The organism is Nannocystis bainbridge (assembly GCF_028368995.1).
GTDB classification, from domain to species: Bacteria; Myxococcota_A; Polyangia; order Nannocystales; family Nannocystaceae; genus Nannocystis; species Nannocystis bainbridge.
On the sequence record NZ_JAQNDL010000001.1, the window covers coordinates 2017537 to 2036703 of the forward strand.

The window sequence follows — 19167 nt, forward strand, 5'->3', positions numbered from 1 at the left end:
GGGCGTCGGCCGGGTGCAACCTTCGCCTCGTAGCGTCCCCGCGCCGGCGCTCGATCGACGGCAGGAGACCCTCGATGCCTCGCACTCGCTTCACGCTCCGCCTCACCCTCCCCGCCTTGTGGCTCGGCCTGTTCGGCGCGCCCGCGTGCGGCGACGACTCCGCCGCCATGACCGACTCCGCCGGCAGCGACACCGGCGGCCAGCCCGGCGAGCCTGGCGAACCGGGCCAGCCCGGTCAGCCCGGCCAGCCTGGCGAACCTGGCCAGCCCGGCGGCCCTGGCGATCCTGGCGACCCCGGTGATCCGGGGCAGCCCGGCGATCCCGGCGAGCCGGGCGACCCGGGCGAGCCTGGCGACCCCGGCCTCGACTTCGAACGGGCCCCGCGCTCGAGCGTCGTCGCCCTCCACTTCGCCGACGATCTCGGCACTGGCGCCGCCGACATCGCCGAGCTCGTCAAGACGCTCACGGGACATGTCGCAACGGACAGCTTGCCGCCCGGCCTGCAGTTCCCGCTCGCCCCCGCCTCGACCGACACCGTGCGCGTCATCGCCGGCCTGCGGTCCAACGTCCTCGTGCGCTGGCTCGACCCGCTCGGCCACGACGACCTGCCCGAATCGCCGCGGTTCGGCGCCAACAATGATTATATCGCCTACTTCGGCGACGGCTGGAACGACTCGCCCGAGAATGTCCCGCAGTGGCACGGCAGCGGCAGCGGCGCGTGGCTGTGGGTCAATCACGAGTACATCTCCGGCAGCAGCCCGACCAGCACCTCCGCGCCCGACGGCCAGCACCGCACCCTCGCCCAGTTCCTCCGCCGCCTCGAGCTGCTCGCCCTCGACATCGGCGGCGACCTCTGGGACGACGCCTCGCTCGTCACCTACGGCGCCGAGTACAAGCGGCAGGTCGGCGGCTCCTGGCTGCACGCCGTGCAGGACCCCGCCACCGGCGAGTGGGCCCTCGACCGCAGCCGCCCCGCCGTGCGCTACGACGCCACCAGCGCCACCCTCACCAAGATCACCGGCCTCGCGGGCCTCAGCAGCGACAAGGACGACGCCGGCGCCGACCTGCCCGCGAATGTCGTGTCCGGCATCCTCGGCGACTGCTCCGGCGGCCAGACCCCGTGGGGCACCGTCATCACCGCCGAGGAGAACGTGCAGGACTATTACGGCGACATGGAGACCTGCTGGAACGGCCAGCAGTTCGTCGCTGGCGCCGGCTGTGACGCCGGCCAGGACCTCACCTTCGAAGTCGTCGCCAGCGACAGCAGCGAGTTCGGCCGCTCGCCCGACGCCGACGCCAGCCACCCGCGCGACCTCTACGGCTACCTCGTCGAGATCGATCCGGGCGCGCCCGCCGACGAATATTACGAGAAGACCACCCCCGGCGTCGGTCACCGCAAGCTCGGCGCCATCGGCCGCGCGCGCTGGGAGAACGCCACCTTCGCCGTCGACGATCAGTGGCGGCCGCTGGTCGGCGAGCCGCTCGTCATCTACGGCGGCGACGATCGCCGCAGCGGGCGGATCTTCAAGTTCGTCTCGAAAAATCCGTACACCGCCGGCATGACGAAGGCCCAGGCGCGCGCGCTGCTCGACGAGGGAGACCTCTACGTCGCGCACTTCGCCGACCTCGACAACACCACCGGCACCGAGCTCGCCGGTGGCGTCGAGCCGACCGAGCAGAACCCTGGCCAGGGCGCGTGGATCCGCCTCTCCGTCGACAACACCAGCGACGACGCCCCCAACGCCGGCACCGCCGCCGGGCCGGCCGGCACCAAGGTCGGCGCCGCGCTGAAGTCGACCGAGTGGAACGCCATCGGTGGCTTGCCGACCGACGACGACGTGCGGCGGGTCCTGTTCACCAGCTGCAACAAGCTCGGGATCATGGAGCTCAACCGGCCCGAAGATCTCGAGTGGAACCCCAACGATCCGAGCGGCACTCCGCGGCTCTACGTCGCCTTCACCAAGCACGGCGGGCAGACCGCTCTCGACGGTGACGGCGTCCTGTTCGCCCCCGACGAATACGCCATGAACTCGCCCAAGCGCAGCGACGCCGTCGGCACCATCTTCGCCATGCAGGAGGCCGACCCGGCCAAGCCTGCCAGCTCCGCCAGCTTCACCTACTTCAAGGCCTTCCACGGCAGCGAGGGCGACGGTGTGTTCGACGCTGCCGACCCGGACAACCTCGTCATCGATCGCAGCGGCGGCGTGTGGTTCGGCACCGACGGCAACTTCGGCGTCAGCGGCCACGCCGACGCCGTCTACTACCTCGACCTCGATCCGGCCCACAAAGCCGGTCAGCCTGGCGTCGTCACCCCCACGTGGGGCAAGGCCCTGCGCGTGGTCGCCGGTCCGAGCGACAGCGAGGCCACCGGCCCGGCTTTGAGCAGCGACATGCGCACGCTGTTCTTCTCGGTCCAGCACCCCGGCGAGGCCGTCTTCTCGACCTGGCCCGGCACCCCGTAGGGAATCCAGGACATGCTCCGCTCGCACCGCCCCGGCTTTCACCTCGCCTCTGCCCTCGCCCTGCTCGGCCTCGTCGCCGTGCAGTGGTGGCTGCCCGCGCGCGCGAGCTCCGAGGCCGCGGCAGCGCCCGCGCATGTCCCAGACCCGTCGTACGACCCGCTGGCCGTCGCGCGCGCCGCCGGCTCGCGCGTCGACAACCTCGAGGCCTCGATCCCCCCGCAGTGTTACACGCGGACCGGCGCGACCTCGAACCCTTGCTTTGCCTGTCATACTGCCTCGCAAGATCCGAACGGCATGAACGACTGGCACCTCCAGCAGGAGTACGCCTTCTCGGACGAGGGTCGCCTCAATCACTGGACCAACCTCTTCGTCGATCGGCGCCCGGCGATCGCCGCCATCGCCGACGACGACATCCTCCGCCACGTGCGCGAGGACAACTACGGCCCGCTGCGCGCCGCCCTGCGCGATCGGCCCGACTTCCCCGGTTACGCCCCCGACCTCGACCTCGCCGCCGGCTTCGGCCCTGACGGCCTGGCGCGCGACGGCAGCATGTGGCGGACCTACGCCTACAAGCCGTTCGTCGGCGCCTTCTGGCCGACCAATGGCAGCACCGGCGACGCCTTCGTCCGCCTGCCCGAGACTTTTCGGACATGTCCCGAAGGACATGTCTCCGAGGCCATCTACAAGATCAACCTCGCCGTGCTCGAGGCCGCCGTCGCCGGCCCGGCCAAGCCGCCCGCCGGGTTCGCCTGGCCGACCGAGCCGCTCGACGAGCGCAGCGTCGGCGTCGACCTCGACCGCGACGGTCGGCTCGCCACCGCCACCGTCCTGCGCGGCCTGCCCACCCATTACTTCGGCGGCGCCGCGCGGCGCCCGGTGCGCCGCGGCGTCTACCCCGAGGGCACCGAGTTCTTGCACAGCGTGCGCTACCTCGACCCCGACGCGCCCGGCCTGCTCGCCGCGCGCATGAAGGAGCTGCGCTACGCGAAGAAGGTCGACGAGCTCGATCGCTGGGCCACCCAGCGCGCCTACGAAGAGGAGTTCGACAGCCGCCAGGAGGGTCAGCTGCCGCGCTGGCGCGGCTCGCCCGAGGTCGGCCTGCTCGGCGATTTCGGCTGGCAGCTGCAGGGCTTCATCGAGGACGAGCGGGGCCGCCTGCGCCTCCAGACCGCCGAGGAGCACCGCTTCTGCATGGGCTGTCACAACGGCATCGGCATCACCGTCGACCAGACCTTCTCGTTCCCGCGCAAGCTCCCGGGCGCGTCCGGCTGGAAGTACCAGGACCTGCGCGGCACGAGCGACGTGCCGGCCGCCGGCCACGCCGAGCCCGAGTACCTCACGTACATGCGCCGCGTCGGCGGCGGCGACGAGCTGCGGGCCAACGACGAGATGCTGGCGCGCTTCTTCCCCGGCGGCGCCCTCGACGAGGCCGAGGTCCGCCGCGCCGCCCCCGGAGGCGACCGCGACCTCGCCTGGCTGCTCGCCCCCTCGCGCGCCCGCGCCCTCGCGCTCGACAAGGCCTACCTGCTGATCGTGCGCGAGCAGTCGTTCACCCGCGGCCGCGACGCCACCCTCGCCCCCGCCGCCAACGTCCACCGCGAGATCGGCAGCAAGACCACCGAGCTGGCCGCCGCCGAGACCCGCTGGCTCGACGCCCGCCTCCAGCTCGCCTGGCCCGCGACGCCGTGAGCGACGTGCTCTTCAAGACATGTCCATGCAGACATGTCTCGAAAGACTATTAAAGATCCGGGCAGTCCGCGGTCGGATTCCACGCCTGCCAGCAGCTCGCCAAATACCACGAGCCCGGTGGCTCCGCCTCGGTCGACCGCAGCTCGAACTCCGCGTTGGAGCCCTTTGCGGCGCAGCGCGGGCTGATGTCCGGACCGGTGTGGACGATGATGCAGCGCGGCGAGCCGCCCTGGCTGACCCATTCGCCATCCTGGCGCACGCACGTCGGCACCGGGGTCGATCCTTCGCCCAGCTGGTACAGCGAGAAGTCGCAGACCGCGTCGATCTCCGGCGTATCCGGATCGGCGTCGCGCACACAGTATCGGAAGCATTGCGACCCGAGGTTGGCGCTCGCCACCGTGGCGGCCTGCGCGAACGCGTCCGACCAATCGTCCTCGCAGATCGACGCAGCATTCAGCCCGAACTCGCGGCTCGCCGCCAAGAGCCGCACCGCCGGCGGCGCGGCCATCGCATCGCCGCTGCAGGCCGGCCCGATCCCGTGCTGGGTCTGGAACGCCGGGTCGTCGGCGTCCGCGTACGTGATCGCCTGCCCCTCGGCGTAGTCGGGCGGGACCCCGCCGACGGTCCACAGCCGCACCTCCGCGCCGATCGCGATCGAATTGCGGAGCAAATACTGCCGCGTCAGCAGGTCGGCGAAGTGCCGCGTCGGAGTCAGCACCGCCGCGTCGGCGCTGGTCCGCTCGCCATCGTCGCCGCGATCGACCGGCGAGCAATTGTCGTAGACCGGCCCGGGGCCGCCGCAGACGGCGCCAGCGCGCCAGCAGATCGCGGGCGACAGATCCGGCGGCTGCAGGTCGCCCCAGAAGACCTCGTTGTCGCCGAAGATCGCCTCGTGCCCGGGCGCGACCGAACAGTCGTTGCCCGCGCTGATCACGATCACCAGCAGGTCGGCGGTCTCGCGCAGGAAGCCGTACGCCGGATCGCCCGCGTCCTCCGAGCGCGTGATGACCTGCTCGAGGCTGGCGAGCGGGCTCGTGAACTCGCAGCCCGCCACGCCTTGCGGCACCGCGCAGCGCAGCGCCTCCGCCAGCTCGACTCCGTCTGGCAGGTTGTCGCCACTCGGCGCCACCTCGAGCCAAGGCCGTACTGCGACCTCGCCCTCGCGCCCGGGCGTCGGCCTCAGCGTCAGCGAATCGAGCGAGCACCCCGCCGTGCACGCCGTCCGCGCATCGATCCCCTCGGCCACGAACTCGCCCAGCCGCGCGCGACAGCTCTCCATGCGCAGCGCCCCGCGCTCGGCCGTCGTCGCGCACTGCGGATTGCCGGCGTCGGTGGTCGTGACCGCGAACCGCAGCGACGGCGCCGGCCTGACCGCGCGCAGCACCTCCACGAGCGGCGCCATCGCCCCCGCCAGCTGCGCCAGCCGCGGCGCGATCGCCGGGCTGTCGTCGACGATGAACAGCACGTCGAGCTCGTCATGAAACTCGACGTCGATCGGGAACGGACCGGGACCCGGGAATCCCGGCGTCGAGGTCGCCTGGACGCAGGTCCCGTCGCGCTCGTCCGCGCCCAAAAACACGCAGCGCTGTCTCTCGGTACAGTCTTCCTGGACCCGACAGGCACCCACCGCCGCCGCCTCGTCGGCGCACGCGAGCGAGACAGCGAGGCTCGCGGACATCAGGACCCTCGCCGCCGCGCCTGCGTCCTTGAACCCGATCACCGGGCCACGTTACCTTGGGCGCCGATGCGCTCCAAGCCCGCTCGCCACCGGTGCGCCCTCGCGCTCGGCCTCGGCCTGGTCGCCTGTCACGAGCCCACGGACGGAGCGACGTGCTTGCCGCCCGCACGCCCGCTCGACGATGTCGTCGAGATCCCCCTCGACGACATCGCCGCGAACGCGCCGCCTTGGGCCCAGACGCTGCGCTGGTACTGCGAGGACCCGCCGCCGGACGAGCTGCTCGACGGCTGGTACACCAGCGCGCTGATCTGGGTCGACGGCGAGGACTGCGACCCGTGCGACCGCGAGCGGATCGCCAGCCTCGCGGTCACCCAGGTCTGCGACGCCGAAGGCCCGCCGGCCCTGCGCCTGCTGTGTGGGCCGATCCCGCTGTCGCTGGAGCCGTGGCAGCGCAAGGGCTGTGTCTACGCCGTCGCCACCACCAGCGGCTGCGTGTATTGATCGCGCTGCCCGCGATCGCCAGCACCGCGGCACGCACCGCGGGTCGTGCCAATCGCATGACCCTCGCGAATCACCACACTCTGGCCTCGTGCCGGCCGCGCCTCACGCCGCCGCCGGCGCTTCGCGCAGCCCGGCGACCACCGCTTCCATCCGGTCGTACGACACCTGCATCCCGCTCTCCATCCCCGAGTTGATGTGCCCGTCGCGGTGCTCCTGGCACGAGTGCTTGACCAGCGTGCGCATCGTCGTCACCCCGTCGACCTCCTCCAGCGTCATCGTGTTGAGCGCCTCTCCGTCGGGGAAGCCCTCGAACACCTCCGTCGACACCACCCGGTGCGGCCGATCGATCTGGCGATATTCGCCGTGGAAGCCGACCTCCATGTCCTGCTCACGGACCACGTAGCGCCAGCGCCCGCCCTCGCGCAGGTCGACCTCGCAGACCAGCCACTCCCCCGTCTCGAAGCCCCACCAGCGCTTGATCAGCGCCGGCGTCGTGCAGGCCTTGAAGATCAGCTCGGCCGGGTAATCGAACACGCGGGTGATGAGGATCTCGGTGTCGGACGGCAGGGTGACGACGGCCGAACCATGGCGATTGGGGACATTCTTGGGGCTTGTCATGACTGCTTCTTCTCCTGGGATTGGAGCTCGGCGAGGAGATCGTCGAGCCGATCGAGGCGGGTGTTCCAGGTCCGCTCGAAGCGGCGGACCCACTCGTGGATGGGCTTCAGCGCCGGACCGTTCAGGCGGTACCAGCGGTGCTTCCCGTCGACTCGCACGTGCACGACACCGACCGCCCGCAGCACGCCGAGGTGCTTGGACACCGTCGGTTGACTGAGGCCCAGCCGCTCCGCGAGCTCGCCGACCGTCGCCTCCCCGCTGCCCAGGGCATCGAGGAGGTCGCGTCGGCTCGCCTCGGCGACGGCGTTGAAAACGTCGGTGGTCGTGGGCGTTCGAGCCACTTCGATATCATATTCCCATATCGGAATATGTCAAGCCCGAAAGCGCCGCCGCCCCGACCGGGCGGTCGAGGCGGCGGAAGAAGGGGCCCTGGCGCGGCCCTGGGCTCAGCTCCAGCGGACGCGCGCGCGCAGGCCGGCGAGGCTGCCGTCGGGCGCCACGCCGACGATGAACACCGGGTGGACCGGCCCGCCCTCGGGGTCGGCGCCGACGATGTACACCTGCAGGTCGGCCAGCGACGACTGCATCGACTGCGCCAGCGCCACGGCCTGCGCGGTCTGGCCGGGCGTGTGGTGGTCGACCAGGCGGCGGAAGAAATCGGCCGCCGACTCGATGCGGGCGATCTGGTCCTTCGGGTCGTCGAGCTTGAGCCCGAGCGTGGCCACGAAGCTCTGCGCCGTCAGGCTCTCGAGCTGCGCCGGCGCGTGGAAGCTCAGGAACTGCTCGTTCGTCAGCTCGGTGCCGTAGTCGTCGAACACGAGGTTGTAGGCCAGCGACTCGAAGTGGTTGGCCAGCTCCTCGCCGCCGCGCTGGCGGTGGCGCGCGACCTTGACGGCGAGCCGCCCGAGCGGGGGCATGGTCGCGACCTCGGCGGCGGACAGGCCGTTGTCGTTGGTGTCGAACGCGGCCACCAGCTGCTCGCGGGCCACGACCAGCGCCTTCTCGATGTCGCCGCGGTCGACCCGCTCGCTCGGGTTGCCGTCCTGGCGGACGATGAAGCGGTAGAAGAAATCGACGAGATCGCGCTCGGCTCCGGTGAGCTCGGCGATCTTGCGCCGGATCTCCGCGCGGCTGGTGATCTTGTCGCGGCCGCCCGCTTCAATGATCTGGGCGGCCGCCCACTCGAACGCTGCATTGACCTCGGACTTGGCGATGCGTGTCACCGCGCGAGTGTGCCCCGGCTGCGCCCCCCGGCCAAGCGAAATCACCGCCCGCCCGCAGCCCTCGCAGGCCCCGCAGGAGGCGTCCAGGAGCCGAACCGCGGGTCCGTTGCAGATCGCGCATGGACCTCGGGTCGGGCCACGCCCCACGCGTCCACGCCGCGATCCCTCGCGCGCCGACACCTCCGCGCCCGCCCGCGTTCGGAGTCCCCGGAACTGCCTGTCTCTTCGGCCAGATTACATGTCCTTTCAGACACCCTATCCGGGCACGCCGCAAGCTGACCGTTCGGACATGTCCCTCGGCACCGCCCGGCGATCGCCGGCGCCTCAGCAGCGCGCGAGCGCGGCGATCGCCAGCGCCACCAGCCCCGCTCCGCCGAGCAACCACGGCCCGGCCCTCGTCCGCCGCGCCTCGGCCTGCTGACGGGTGATCGCTCGCTGGCGCCGCGCCGCGCGGCCCGGCGGCAAAAAAGCCTGCACCTCCGCGACGCGCCACCGCCTCGCGGCCGGCACCACGATCGGTCCTCCGCGCACCGTCACGTCGCCGCCCGAGCGCAGCGTGAAGGCCGGCTCCTCGATCCGAAGCGCCGCATGGCCGCCGGGCAGCTCGACCGTCTCACCCGTCGCGGTCGCCAGCGCCGCCACCAGCGACTCCGCCAGCGCGCGTCGCTCGGCCGCGAGCGCATCGATCTCCGCCAGCTCGGCCTCGAAGTCGGCGAACTGCGCCGGCGACAGCCGGGCCGCCAGCTCCGCCAGCTCGACGTCGAACAGCGACAGCGCCCCGCCGGTCAGCGCCTGCAGCACGCGGTCGTACACCACGTCGACCGAGCAGCGCCACGCCGCGTCCTCGTCGTCGCTCGCGCCGACCACCTGGCGGAACAGCCCCGCGTTGTCGGCCTCGAAGCCGCGCGTCTCGCCGTTCGTATCGACCTCGAGGCTGCCCCCGCCGACTCCGCGGTGATACGCGAGGTAGATCGCCGCCTCCGCGGTCGCCCCCGCGCGCCGTCCGGCCTCGTCGACCACCACCAGGGCCGCCTCCGCCAGTCGGGCGCGCAGCCGCGGACACTCCGCGAGCGCCGGATGCTGCTCGGGCAACCGCAGCCCGCGGCGCACCGCCACCGCGCGCGGCACCAGCCATCGCTCGCCCTTGGTGTCCGCCAGCTCGAAGCGCGTCGCCTTGCCCGCCAGCGGCCCGAGCACGATCTCGGCCGGTCCCTGGCCGTCCCACCGCCACGGATCGATGGCCACGAGCCCGGGGACTACCAGCGCTGCGGGCATCCTGCCTCCATCGGCGCGCAACCTACCACGCCGCCGTCCCAGCCTCCAGACCCCTGCGCGCCCGCCGGGCGGCCATACGCCTGTCCTGAAGTACAGGTCAATATTTGGGTCCTGCTGCCAATCGCGCGAATGGAATCACTCACCGCCAGGTTGAACTCGCCGAGAGATCGAGCCGCCGCGCCCCGAGGGTGCTCGCCCCATGGGCCACCCCATGCGGTCGCCCCATGGGGCCGGCTCCTTCCGCGCTCGCTTCGTGGCGCCCTCGTGTCGACATCGCAGGGGTTTCGCCGCGGCGTGTCGCTTGCTGAAAGCGCGACCGAGCCCGCGGCCGTCGCCGCGCTCGGGCCCGGCCCGAATGCGACGACTCCCCGAACTCGGCTCAAAAGGGAGTACTGTCGATCCATGTCTTCGCAAATCAGAAATTATAGCCTCCGCTCTCTCATCGCGTCGAGCGCCTTCGTGGCCACGTTCGCCGCCCTCGTGCCCGCGGCGCACGCCGACCCCACCCGGCTCTGGGGCACCTACGATGGTGGTTCCGAGTTCGAGGCCGGCCGGGGCGTCGTCATCGACGACGAATTCAACGTCGTGTGTGTCGGTGACACCGCCTCCGAGACCGGCATCGCCGCCGTGACCGAGCAGGGTGATGCCTACATCTCCAGCCACGACGCCTTCATCACCATGTTCGACTCGATCGGCCAGCAGATCTGGGGCCGCTACTACGGCGGCGCTGGCGACGACGTGTTCCACGACGTCGTGTTCGACGAGGACGACGGCGTCTTCTTCGCCGCCGGCGGCACCCGCTCGCCGAACACCGGCAACGCCATCGCCTCCGCCGGGACCCACCAGACCGCCCTCGACGGCGACGGCGACGCGATGCTCGTCAGGTTCCGCAACAACGGCTGGCGGATGTGGGGCACCTACTTCGGCGGCGACGAGCACGAGGAGGCGTTCGCCACGTGCATCGATTCGGAGGGCGATGTCTACATCGTCGGCACCACCACCTCCGACGATCTGTTCACCGGCATGCTCGGCTTCACCCCGTGGGACGACGATCTCGACGGCTCGGTCGACGCCTTCGTCGCCAAGTTCGACGGCGACACGGGGACGCTGCTGTGGGGCACCTACTACGGCGGTTCGGGCGGCCAGACGCGGGCGCTCGACTGCGCCGTCGGCTCGGACGACGCGGTCTACGTCGCCGGCTACTCGACCTCGGCCAACAACGAGCTCGACGGGATCCACGCCGACAGCCACGGCGGCGGGCAGGACGGCTTCCTCGTCCGCTACGACTCGCTGGGCGACCTCGAGTGGGCCACCTACTACGGCGGCAGCGGCGACGACCAGGCCCGCGGGGTCGCGGTCGACGTCGAGGGCCTCGACGATCACGTGTACCTCGTCGGCGTCACCGGCTCGAGCGGCGGGATCAACTCCGGCCTCTCGACGAGCCTCAGCGGCACCACCGACGCGTTCGTGGCCCGGTTCGAGGTCGACGGCGACCTCACGTGGGGGCGCTACTTCGGCGGCACCGGCTTCGAGCAATTCGACGGCGTCTACGCCTCGAACACCATCGAGGTGTCGGGCGCGACTTCGTCGTCCGGGCTGTTCTCGAGCGGCTTCGACAACACCTACTCCAGCGCGGGCTGGGACGGCATGTTCGTCACCTTCCTCGACGACGGCGGCATCGATTGGGGCTCGTACAACGGCGGCGACGGGACCGACGAGTCGGTGCTCGCGGTCGACCGCCGCTACGACTCGCTCGTCGGCGTCGGGGCCACGCTGTCGACCAGCAACACCGGCATCAACGCCTCGACCTCGCCGGGCACGATCCACGACGCGACGTACAACGGCGATTACGACATCTTCATGACGTTCGTGCGCATGTTCTCGACGTGACCTGCGGCGCGGGCCCCGGCCGCGCCGGCGGGGCCCGGTGAGCGAGCGAGGTGACGTAGTTCGGGCATGACCTTCGGGACATGCCCGAACAGTCAGCCTCACGGGCCGACGTGCTTCACCTCGCCCGCGATCACCATCCCGACCCACTCCGACAGCTGGACCCCGTCCACCGCCGTCGTCCAGAACGACGGCGAGCGCAGGGCCGTGTGGCCCTGACCGAAGTTGTAGAGCACCTGTCCCTGGCCGATGTAGTAGGTCGCCGCCGCCTCCTCGTGGTCGGCGCGCAGCGACAGCAGCCCGTCCTCGTAGACATCGGCCGGCACGATCAGCGGCAGCCCGTCGCACGTATCGTGCTGACCGTTGCCCCAGCCGAACGCCATAAACGCCCGGATGACCGCGTCCGCCGTGTTCGAGAACAGCCCGAAGCGGATCTCCGGGTACGCGCTCAGCGTGTGGGCCAGGATCTCCGTGGCGAAATCGTCGGGGTCGGTGCAGTCCGGCCCGCACGCCGCCAGGATCGTCTCGTCGAGCCCCCACACCTCGCGGAACGTCCGCTGCAGGCACGGCGGGATCACCGAGTTGGACACCGGCGGGCCCGAATCGTCGATCACGATCATCTGCGGCCCCGGCCCGAACGCCTCGGCCACCTGCGCCGCGTTGAGCCCCGCCCCGAACCCGCCCGCGCTGATGCCCGTCAGCAGCACCCTCTCCGCGCCCACGAACGTCGGCACCCACTGCTGCAGGTACTTCGTGATGTTGGCGTAGCCGCGGAAGTGGCGGACCTGCCCGCCGAGCAGCGTGTCACGGTCGCCCCCGTGAATGTCGCCGGTGCAGTACGGCACGTAGATCATGCTCCAATCCTTGACCGGGTTGCCCGGATTGTTGCGATTGAAGATCCCGTCCGGCGGCGGGATGAACGGGATGTTGAACGCCGAGAAGTCGCACACGTCGTTGAAGCAGGCCCCGCCGCCCTCGAGGTAGATCATCACGTTCTTCGACGCCGGGTTCAGGCTGGCGCCGAAGCCCGCGGTCGCGCCGTTCATGCACATCGTGCCCGGCACCTCGAAGTATTTCCATTGCAGCGGCGGCGCGTCGATGGGTTCGACCGCCGTGCAGTCGGCCAGGCAGCCGTCGAACGGGTCATCGTCGCCGTCGTCGCACGCCTCGCCGGGGTCGACGTGACCGTCGCCGCAACCCGGCGCCGGCGGCTCGCCGGTCGTGCTCGATCCGCTCGAGCTCGAGTCCTCTCCGTGTGAGCCGCTGCCGCTGTCCGGCTGCGTCGTGGCGGCCTCGGTCGGCGCTCCGCTGCTCGACGTGCCCGCCGTCGTCCCGTCGGTCTCGCTGCCGGACGCCTCCGAGTCCGACGCGCCCTGACCCGACGACTCCGCCGCCTCGCCGCAGCCGACCAGGATGCCCGCGCCGCACACGACCCGCGCGAGCGAGGATGAAAGCACTGTCTTCCTCATGAACAACCCTCCTGCGGCAGTGATATCGCCGAGCACACCCGACGATCGTCCCACGCCCGCGAGAATGCAAGGAGGAGCGTCGCCCCCAACCCTCTGCAAATGTCGGCCGCCGAGCAATGCGGCGATCCTTGCACATGTCCCGAGGGACATCTGATTCTCCACCGGCTCCCGCGCCGCAGCGCCGCTCGCGTGACCACGCACTCGAGCGCCTCGCCCGCCCCGCTCGCGCCATCCTCCCTCGGCGCCACCGGTCCTCGCCGCCGTCGTGATGACAGTGCCCGTCGCGCCGGCGCGTCCTCGCAGCCCCCTGCCACCCTGCGTCGGCCCGTTGTTCCGCCGCACAGGTGCGGCCCGACCGCCCGGTTATGCACAGCAGACTGGGGAGGCGAAGGCGATGCTCGGGCGCAGACAGTTCGGCAAGCTCGGTGGGTGGTTGGCGCTCGGGTTCGCCTGCGATTTCGACCGCGGCGGCGATTCGCAGCTCGACGGCGATCGCTGGCACAAGGCCAAGCAGATCGCCCGCGACCTGCTGCTCATCGGCCCCGACGGTCAGGATCTCAAGCTCGAATATCTAAAAATTCTGATCGACGATGGCCTGCCGCCGACGAACGCCCCCAAGAAGGTCCTGATCCTCGGCGCCGGCATCGCCGGCCTCACCGCCGCGCACCTGCTCAAGCAAGCCGGCCACCACGTCACCATCCTCGAGGCCAACCCCCGGCGGATCGGCGGCCGGATCAAGACCTTCCGCAAGGGCGACCCGCAGCAGCCGGCGCCGTTCGCCGACCCCGCGCTGTACGCCGAGGCCGGGGCCATGCGGCTCCCCGAGTTTCACCCGCTGGCGCTCGCCCTCGTCGACAAGCTCGGCCTCTCGCGGCGGCTGTTCTACAACGTCGACGTCGTCGCGCCCGCCGCCACCGCCGTCCCGCCGGTCCGCTACGTGTCCTTCACTGGCGCCACCTGGCAAAACGGCGCGCCGCTGCCCGGCTTTGTCCCGCCCGATCAGGCCCTGCGCACCTGGATCGCCGTCAACGGCTTGCTCGTGCGCCGCGACGAGTACGCCGCCGACCCCGCGCTCGTCAACGAGGGCTTTGGCATGTCCGGGGCCGACGTCGATCGCACCACCGCCACCATCTTCAACGACGCGCTCGACCCGGTGCGCGACTACTACTCCGACCTGCTGCCCGACGGCACCCGCGAGAACAAGCCGACCGCCGCCTGGATCGACGGCTGGGCCCGCGCGATCTACGATTTCGACGGCTTCTCGATGAATCGTTACCTCACCGAGTACGCCCTGCTCGAAGAGGCCACCGTCGACGCCATCGGCACCGTCGAGAACGCCACCTCGCGCCTGCCGCTGTCGTTCATGCACACCTTCATCGGTCGCAGCGACATCGCCCCCGGCGCGCGCTACTGGGAGGTCGACGGCGGCCTGTGGCGCCTGCCCTACGCGTTCGAGCCGGGGCTGCACCCGCACATCGAGCTCGACCGCCGGGTCGTCCGGATCGTCACCGGCGACGGCCAGCACGGGCCCGCGGTCCGCGTCGAGACCATCGACGAGAGCGACGCCCCCGGGCCCGAATACACCGCCGACCTGGCGATCGTCACGATCCCCTTCTCGAGCCTGCGCCACGTCGAGTTCGAGCCCATGCTGTCGTACGGCAAGCGCCGCGCGATCATCGAGATGCACTACGACGCCGCCACCAAGATCTTGCTCGAGTTTCGCCGCCGCTGGTGGGAGTTCACCGAGGCGGATTGGCAGCACGAGCTCGACGCGATCGCGCCCGGCCTGTACGCCCAATACGGCGAGGAGCCCGTCACCCGCGTGTTCGGCGGCGGCTCGGTCACCGACAATCCCAATCGCAACATCTATTATCCGTCGCACGCCGTCGCCGGCAGCCCGGGCGGGGTCGTGCTCGCCTCGTACACCTGGGCCGACGACGCCGCCCGCTGGGACTCCATGGCCGACGACGACCGCTACGGGTTCGCCTTGCGCGGCCTGCAGGACGTGCACGGCGACCGCATCGAGGCCTTTTATACCGGCCGCGGCCAGACCCATAGCTGGATGAACGACAGCTACGCCTTCGGCGAGGCCGCCGTGTTCCTGCCCGGCCAGCTGATCGAGCTGCACCTCCACACCCTCAGCGTCGAGGGTCCGCTGCATTTCGCCGGCGAGCACACCTCGCTCAAACACGCCTGGGTCGAGGGCGCGCTCGAGTCCGCCGTGCGCGCGGCGCTCGAGGTCCATCGCCGCTGATTGCGCCGGAGTGCCGACGTCCCCTCTCCAGCGGCAGCATCGCCGGCCCCGATCTTCGCTGCGAACTGCAGCGACCTCACCGAAGCCAGATCTCTCATCCTCCCGACAATCGATGTCGTCGGTGGAGACAATCCTGGCGCGCCCTCGCGTCCGACCCACGCTCCGGTCGCGCCATGGTCATACGATTCGCCGCGGTCCTCGCATTCCTCGGGCTCGCCTGCCACGCCGCCGCGCCTGAAGTCGCTCCGCGCAGCGACCTGAGCCCGATCCGCGACGTCGTGTTCTCCCCGCAGCCGCTCGAAGCCAGCCACAACGCCCGGGTCGCGCGCCTCGTCGACGAGGCCGAGCGCAGCCTCGACATCGCCATGTACTCCTTCAACGACGCCGAGATCCGGGCCGCCCTCGCCGCGGCCGTCGAGCGCGGCGTCGAGGTCCGCCTCCTCTACGAGACCGCCCGCGAGGACCGCAAGCTGGACGGCGACGCGTTGCAGGACTCGCCCTCGGGCCGGCTCGAGCAGGACGGCGTCGACGTGCGATGGGTCAACAAGATCCTCCACCACAAGCTCATGATCGTCGACGGCCCGCGCGACGACCTCGAGGCGGCGGACAGCGCCCACCTCGTCACCGGCAGCGGCAACTGGTCGCGCGGCGCCGCCACCCTCTACGACGAGAACACCCTGTTCCTGCGCGGCGAGCGAGCGCTTGTGCTGCGCATGCAACAGGAGTTCGAGCACCTGTGGCAGCACTCGCGCGATTTCGTCGGCGATCCCGCGCTCGCCAGCCGCGCCTCGACCCTGCTGCTCGACGACGCGACGATCGACGACGAGCCGGACGCGCACGTGTACTTCACCTCGGCCAACTTCGACCTGCGCGGCGCCGACACCTTCGTCGCCAGCGGCCGCGAGACCGTCGCCGACGCCCTCGTGGCCGCCATCGCCGACGCCACCGAATCGATCGACATCGCCTCCGCCCACCTGCGCCTGCGCGCCGTCGCCGACGCCCTGATCGCCCGCGCCGACGAGCTGCCGATCCGCGTCTACCTCGACGGTCAGGAGTACATCGCCGCCGCCACCCACGCCGCCCAGGCCGAAGCGCTCGCGGCCTGCCTCGCGGCGGCCGGCGCCGATCCGGCGCGTCAGCGGGCCTGTGAAGCTCGCGGCGCTCGCTTCGGCTACCAGGTCGGCGCCGCCGGCGTCGCCGTCCGCTACAAGGTCTACGCCTACCGCTGGCACGCCAGCTACGCCCTGCAGATGCACCACAAGTACATGCTGATCGACGGCGACGAGCTGTGGACCGGCAGCTTCAACCTGTCTGCCAACGCCGAGCACGACACCTTCGAGAACATGCTCGTGCTGCGCGGCCCCGCCTACGCCGGGCTCGTCGCCCGCTTCGCCGCCAACTTCGCCGCCATCTGGGACACCGGCCGCGAAGACGAGCGCCTGGCCGCCCTGCAGCGCGACCTCGACGACGGCGGCCCGGTCCCGCTGGTGTTCCCGGCCATGGCCCTGGAGCACGGCGAGATCGCCGATCTCAAGCGGCAGATCCGCGAGGCCTGCCCCGCCGTCGACTCCCCACATTACCGCGCCCACCCGGAGTCGCACCGGACCTGCGAGTGAGCTGTCCTTCGGGACAGCCTGCCTCCGCGGCCCCCGTCGCCGGCGGCACGGCGCCCGAGCGGGGCCCGCGCGGCTCGCCGTCACGTCGCGCCGCGGTCACGTGACCGCCTCGCGGGGTGACCCGAGAGTCATGTCGAGACCGACAGCTCGGTCGGGCCGGCGCTCGCCCACGCCGCGCCAGGCCCGGGCGCGCCCCTGCGCCGAGATCGCGCAGGGGGCCATTCTCGCGCGCGTAAACACCGTTCAACGATTGCTCTCGCCTTGCTCCCGCGGGCCGTCCTCGGCTACCGTCGCGGCCTCGTTCGCCAAGCAGTCTGCGGTGGTCGGGAGGGGTCGGATGGCAGCGCTCGCATCTATTCTCGCGTTGATCGGCAACCGTCCGGTCTACACCTTCAATGTCGACGGGCTCGACGCCGAGGCCCGGGTGCTGCGGTTCACCGGCCAGGAGGGGGTCAGCGCGCTGTTCGAGTTCCGGCTCGAGCTCGCCTGCCCGCACATGCTCGAGGTCGACCAGCTCGTCGGCAAGACCGGCGTGCTCGAGATCGCCGGCGTCGACGAGCCGCGGTTCGTCCACGGCATCGTCGCCCACGCCGAGTACATCGGCGAGAGCCGCGAGTTCGCGCTGTTCGCCGTCACTCTGGTGCCGCGGGTGTGGCGGCTGTCGCTGCGCCAGGACTGCCGGATCTTCCAGGAGCAGCGCACGCCGGACATCATCCGCGCGGTGCTCGAGGTGGCCGGCTTCAAGCCCAGCGCGTACCGCTTCGACATCGTCGCCTCGTACGCCCCGCGGAACTACTGCGTGCAGTACCGCGAGAGCGACTGGGACTTCATCAGCCGCCTGCTCGAGGAGGACGGCCTCTTCTATTACTTCGAGCACGAGGAGGACAAGCACGTCCTCGTCATGTCCGACCACAAGGGCACCCACCGGCCGATCGCCGGCGACCCCGAGGTGTGGTGGAACAGCCAGGACGGGCACGTCGAGGATCGCGAGCACATCCACGAGTTCCGGTTCGGCCAGCACATCCGCTCCGGCAAGGCCAGCCTGCGCGACTTCTACTTCCCGACCCCTGATCAGGGCATGGAGGTCCGCTCCGAGGCCAAGCACGACACCGACCTCGAGGTCTACGACTACCCCGGCGAGTACCGCTTCCCCGGCGGCAACGACCCTGACCGCGGCCCTGGCATCGCCAAGAACCGCATCGAGGCGCTGCAGGCCACCCGTCGCAGCGGCACCGGCAAGGGCGACTGCATGCGCCTCGTCCCCGGCTACGCCTTTACGCTCGCCAACCACCGGCGCAGCGAGCTCAATGGCGAGTACACCCTGCTGACCGTGCAGCACCGCGGCGAGCAGCCGCAGGTCCTCGACCAGGACGCCAACAGCGGCAACGCCTTCGTCTACGAGTCGCGCTTCACGTGCATCGAGCGGGCTGTCATCTACCGCCCGACGCGCGCCACCCCGCGGCCGTTCGTGCGCGGCCTGCAGTCGGCCGTCGTCGTCGGCCCGCCCGGCGAAGAGGTCCACGTCGACGAGCAGGCCCGCGTCATGGTCCAGTTCCACTGGGACCGCCAGGGTCGCTTCGACGATCACAGCAGCTGCTGGATCCGCGTCAGCCAGCTGTGGGCCGGCGCCGGCTGGGGCGCCATGTTCATCCCGCGGGTCGGCCACGAGGTCCTCGTCGACTTCCTCGAGGGCGACCCCGACAAGCCGATCATCACCGGCCGCGTCTATCACGGCAACAACAACATCCCCTACCCGCTGCCGGCCGAGAAGACCAAGAGCACCATCAAGTCGGAGAGCTCGCTCGGCGGCGGCGGCTACAACGAGTTCCGCTACGAGGACCTCAAGGGCTCCGAGCAGATCTTCATGCACGCCGAGCGCGACCTCGACATCCACGTCAACCATGACCGGATGGAGAACGTGCTGCACGACCGCCACCTGCGGGTCGGCGACGCCGTCAACGGCGAGAAGGTCGGCGACTTCAACGAGCTCGTCATGCGCGACCGTCACGTCCGCGTCGACCGTCACCGCCACGAGCACATCGGCGGCGACGCCTTCGTGCACGTCGGCGGCATCGACGGCGACGGCAACCAGCACGTCATCATCGACAAGCACCAGTACACGCTGGTCCGCGTCGACCGCCACGACCACGTCGAGGGCTCGGCGATGGCCAAGGTCGACAAGACCACCTCGCTGACCATCGGCGACGAGGCTCACCTCAAGGTCGGCAGCAAGACCGCGATCGAGTCGGGCGCCGAGATCCACGTCAAGGCCCCGACGATCGTCATCGAGGCCGGCACCGGCATCACCGTCAAGGGCCCCGGCGGCTTCATCACCATCGACGCCTCGGGCGTCGTCATCCAGGGTCGCCTCGTCAAGGTCAACAGCGGCGGCGCTGCGCTGGCCGGCAGCGGTTGCGCCCCGATCGCCCCCGAGGACGCGCGCCCCGCCGAGCCCCAGTCACCCAAGCCCGCCGACCGCGGCGCGGAGACCTGAG

The 19167-nt window shown here is 70.9% G+C and carries 13 protein-coding genes; 7 read left to right on the plus strand and 6 right to left on the minus strand.

Annotated features, from left to right (window positions below):
* The first annotated feature begins 74 nt into the window (after positions 1–74).
* Together POL25_RS07840 and POL25_RS07845 are read left to right on the plus strand one after the other, a co-directional pair.
* Positions 75–2462 carry a PhoX family protein gene (locus POL25_RS07840; protein WP_272085288.1) on the plus strand — a complete coding sequence of 796 codons (2388 nt, stop codon included), beginning with the start codon at positions 75–77 and terminating at the stop codon, positions 2460–2462.
* A 12-nt stretch (positions 2463–2474) separates the two neighbouring features.
* On the plus strand, positions 2475–4151 hold the full coding sequence (locus tag POL25_RS07845) for an Aq_1262 family (lipo)protein (RefSeq protein ID WP_272085289.1): 1677 nt from the start codon (positions 2475–2477) through the stop codon (positions 4149–4151).
* Between the two features lie 49 nt (positions 4152–4200).
* Here POL25_RS07845 and POL25_RS07850 read toward each other — a convergent pair whose 3' ends face one another.
* Positions 4201–5871 carry a hypothetical protein gene (locus tag POL25_RS07850; RefSeq protein WP_272085290.1) on the minus strand — a complete coding sequence of 557 codons (1671 nt, stop codon included), beginning with the start codon at positions 5869–5871 and terminating at the stop codon, positions 4201–4203.
* Between the two features lie 24 nt (positions 5872–5895).
* Between POL25_RS07850 and POL25_RS07855 the strand changes: the two genes are divergently transcribed.
* Positions 5896–6330, plus strand: coding sequence for a hypothetical protein (locus POL25_RS07855; RefSeq protein WP_272085291.1), 435 nt, complete (start codon positions 5896–5898; stop codon positions 6328–6330).
* Between the two features lie 102 nt (positions 6331–6432).
* Here the strand turns inward: POL25_RS07855 and POL25_RS07860 are convergent, their stop codons facing one another.
* The 4 genes from POL25_RS07860 to POL25_RS07875 form a co-directional block, all read right to left on the minus strand.
* Positions 6433–6948, minus strand: coding sequence for an SRPBCC family protein (locus POL25_RS07860; protein WP_272085292.1), 516 nt, complete (start codon positions 6946–6948; stop codon positions 6433–6435).
* The gene (locus tag POL25_RS07865) at positions 6945–7289 is read right to left on the minus strand and encodes an ArsR/SmtB family transcription factor (RefSeq protein ID WP_272085293.1); all 345 of its coding nucleotides are present in this window, start codon (positions 7287–7289) and stop codon (positions 6945–6947) included. The genes POL25_RS07860 and POL25_RS07865 overlap by 4 nt, the downstream gene beginning before the upstream one ends.
* A 105-nt stretch (positions 7290–7394) precedes the next feature.
* A complete protein-coding gene (locus tag POL25_RS07870) occupies positions 7395–8171 on the minus strand; it encodes a nuclease A inhibitor family protein (RefSeq protein ID WP_272085294.1) in 777 nt (258 codons plus the stop codon).
* A 324-nt stretch (positions 8172–8495) separates the two neighbouring features.
* Positions 8496–9446 (minus strand): hypothetical protein, encoded by a 951-nt coding sequence (locus tag POL25_RS07875; RefSeq protein ID WP_272085295.1) that lies wholly within the window; start codon positions 9444–9446, stop codon positions 8496–8498.
* 459 nt (positions 9447–9905) lie between these two features.
* On the opposite strand from POL25_RS07875, the gene POL25_RS07880 reads away from it, so the two are divergent.
* Complete coding sequence (locus tag POL25_RS07880) at positions 9906–11336, plus strand: hypothetical protein (protein ID WP_272085296.1); 1431 nt, start codon at positions 9906–9908, stop codon at positions 11334–11336.
* Positions 11337–11434: 98 nt separating this feature from the next.
* Here POL25_RS07880 and POL25_RS07885 read toward each other — a convergent pair whose 3' ends face one another.
* Positions 11435–12802: a pectin acetylesterase-family hydrolase gene (locus POL25_RS07885; protein ID WP_272085297.1), complete on the minus strand. Its 1368-nt coding sequence runs from the start codon at positions 12800–12802 to the stop codon at positions 11435–11437.
* Between the two features lie 394 nt (positions 12803–13196).
* On the opposite strand from POL25_RS07885, the gene POL25_RS07890 reads away from it, so the two are divergent.
* The 3 genes from POL25_RS07890 (at position 13197) to POL25_RS07900 (ending at position 19166) form a co-directional block, all read left to right on the plus strand.
* The gene (locus POL25_RS07890) at positions 13197–15056 is read left to right on the plus strand and encodes a flavin monoamine oxidase family protein (protein WP_272085298.1); all 1860 of its coding nucleotides are present in this window, start codon (positions 13197–13199) and stop codon (positions 15054–15056) included.
* A gap of 173 nt (positions 15057–15229) precedes the next feature.
* Positions 15230–16672: a phospholipase D-like domain-containing protein gene (locus tag POL25_RS07895; RefSeq protein WP_272085299.1), complete on the plus strand. Its 1443-nt coding sequence runs from the start codon at positions 15230–15232 to the stop codon at positions 16670–16672.
* A 337-nt stretch (positions 16673–17009) separates the two neighbouring features.
* Positions 17010–19166 (plus strand): type VI secretion system Vgr family protein, encoded by a 2157-nt coding sequence (locus POL25_RS07900; protein ID WP_272085300.1) that lies wholly within the window; start codon positions 17010–17012, stop codon positions 19164–19166.
* The last annotated feature ends 1 nt before the right edge of the window (position 19167 follow it).

Bases quoted from the DNA above. Each gene is read 5' to 3' on its own strand.
- POL25_RS07855 (WP_272085291.1), top strand. From the start codon at position 5,896: ATGCGCTCCAAGCCCGCTCGCCACCGGTGCGCCCTCGCGCTCGGCCTC.
- POL25_RS07840 (WP_272085288.1), top strand. From the start codon at position 75: ATGCCTCGCACTCGCTTCACGCTCCGCCTCACCCTCCCCGCCTTGTGG.
- POL25_RS07875 (WP_272085295.1), bottom strand. From the start codon at position 9,446: ATGCCCGCAGCGCTGGTAGTCCCCGGGCTCGTGGCCATCGATCCGTGG.
- POL25_RS07895 (WP_272085299.1), top strand. From the start codon at position 15,230: ATGGTCATACGATTCGCCGCGGTCCTCGCATTCCTCGGGCTCGCCTGC.
- POL25_RS07860 (WP_272085292.1), bottom strand. From the start codon at position 6,948: ATGACAAGCCCCAAGAATGTCCCCAATCGCCATGGTTCGGCCGTCGTC.
- POL25_RS07885 (WP_272085297.1), bottom strand. From the start codon at position 12,802: ATGAGGAAGACAGTGCTTTCATCCTCGCTCGCGCGGGTCGTGTGCGGC.
- POL25_RS07845 (WP_272085289.1), top strand. From the start codon at position 2,475: ATGCTCCGCTCGCACCGCCCCGGCTTTCACCTCGCCTCTGCCCTCGCC.
- POL25_RS07900 (WP_272085300.1), top strand. From the start codon at position 17,010: ATGGCAGCGCTCGCATCTATTCTCGCGTTGATCGGCAACCGTCCGGTC.
- POL25_RS07890 (WP_272085298.1), top strand. From the start codon at position 13,197: ATGCTCGGGCGCAGACAGTTCGGCAAGCTCGGTGGGTGGTTGGCGCTC.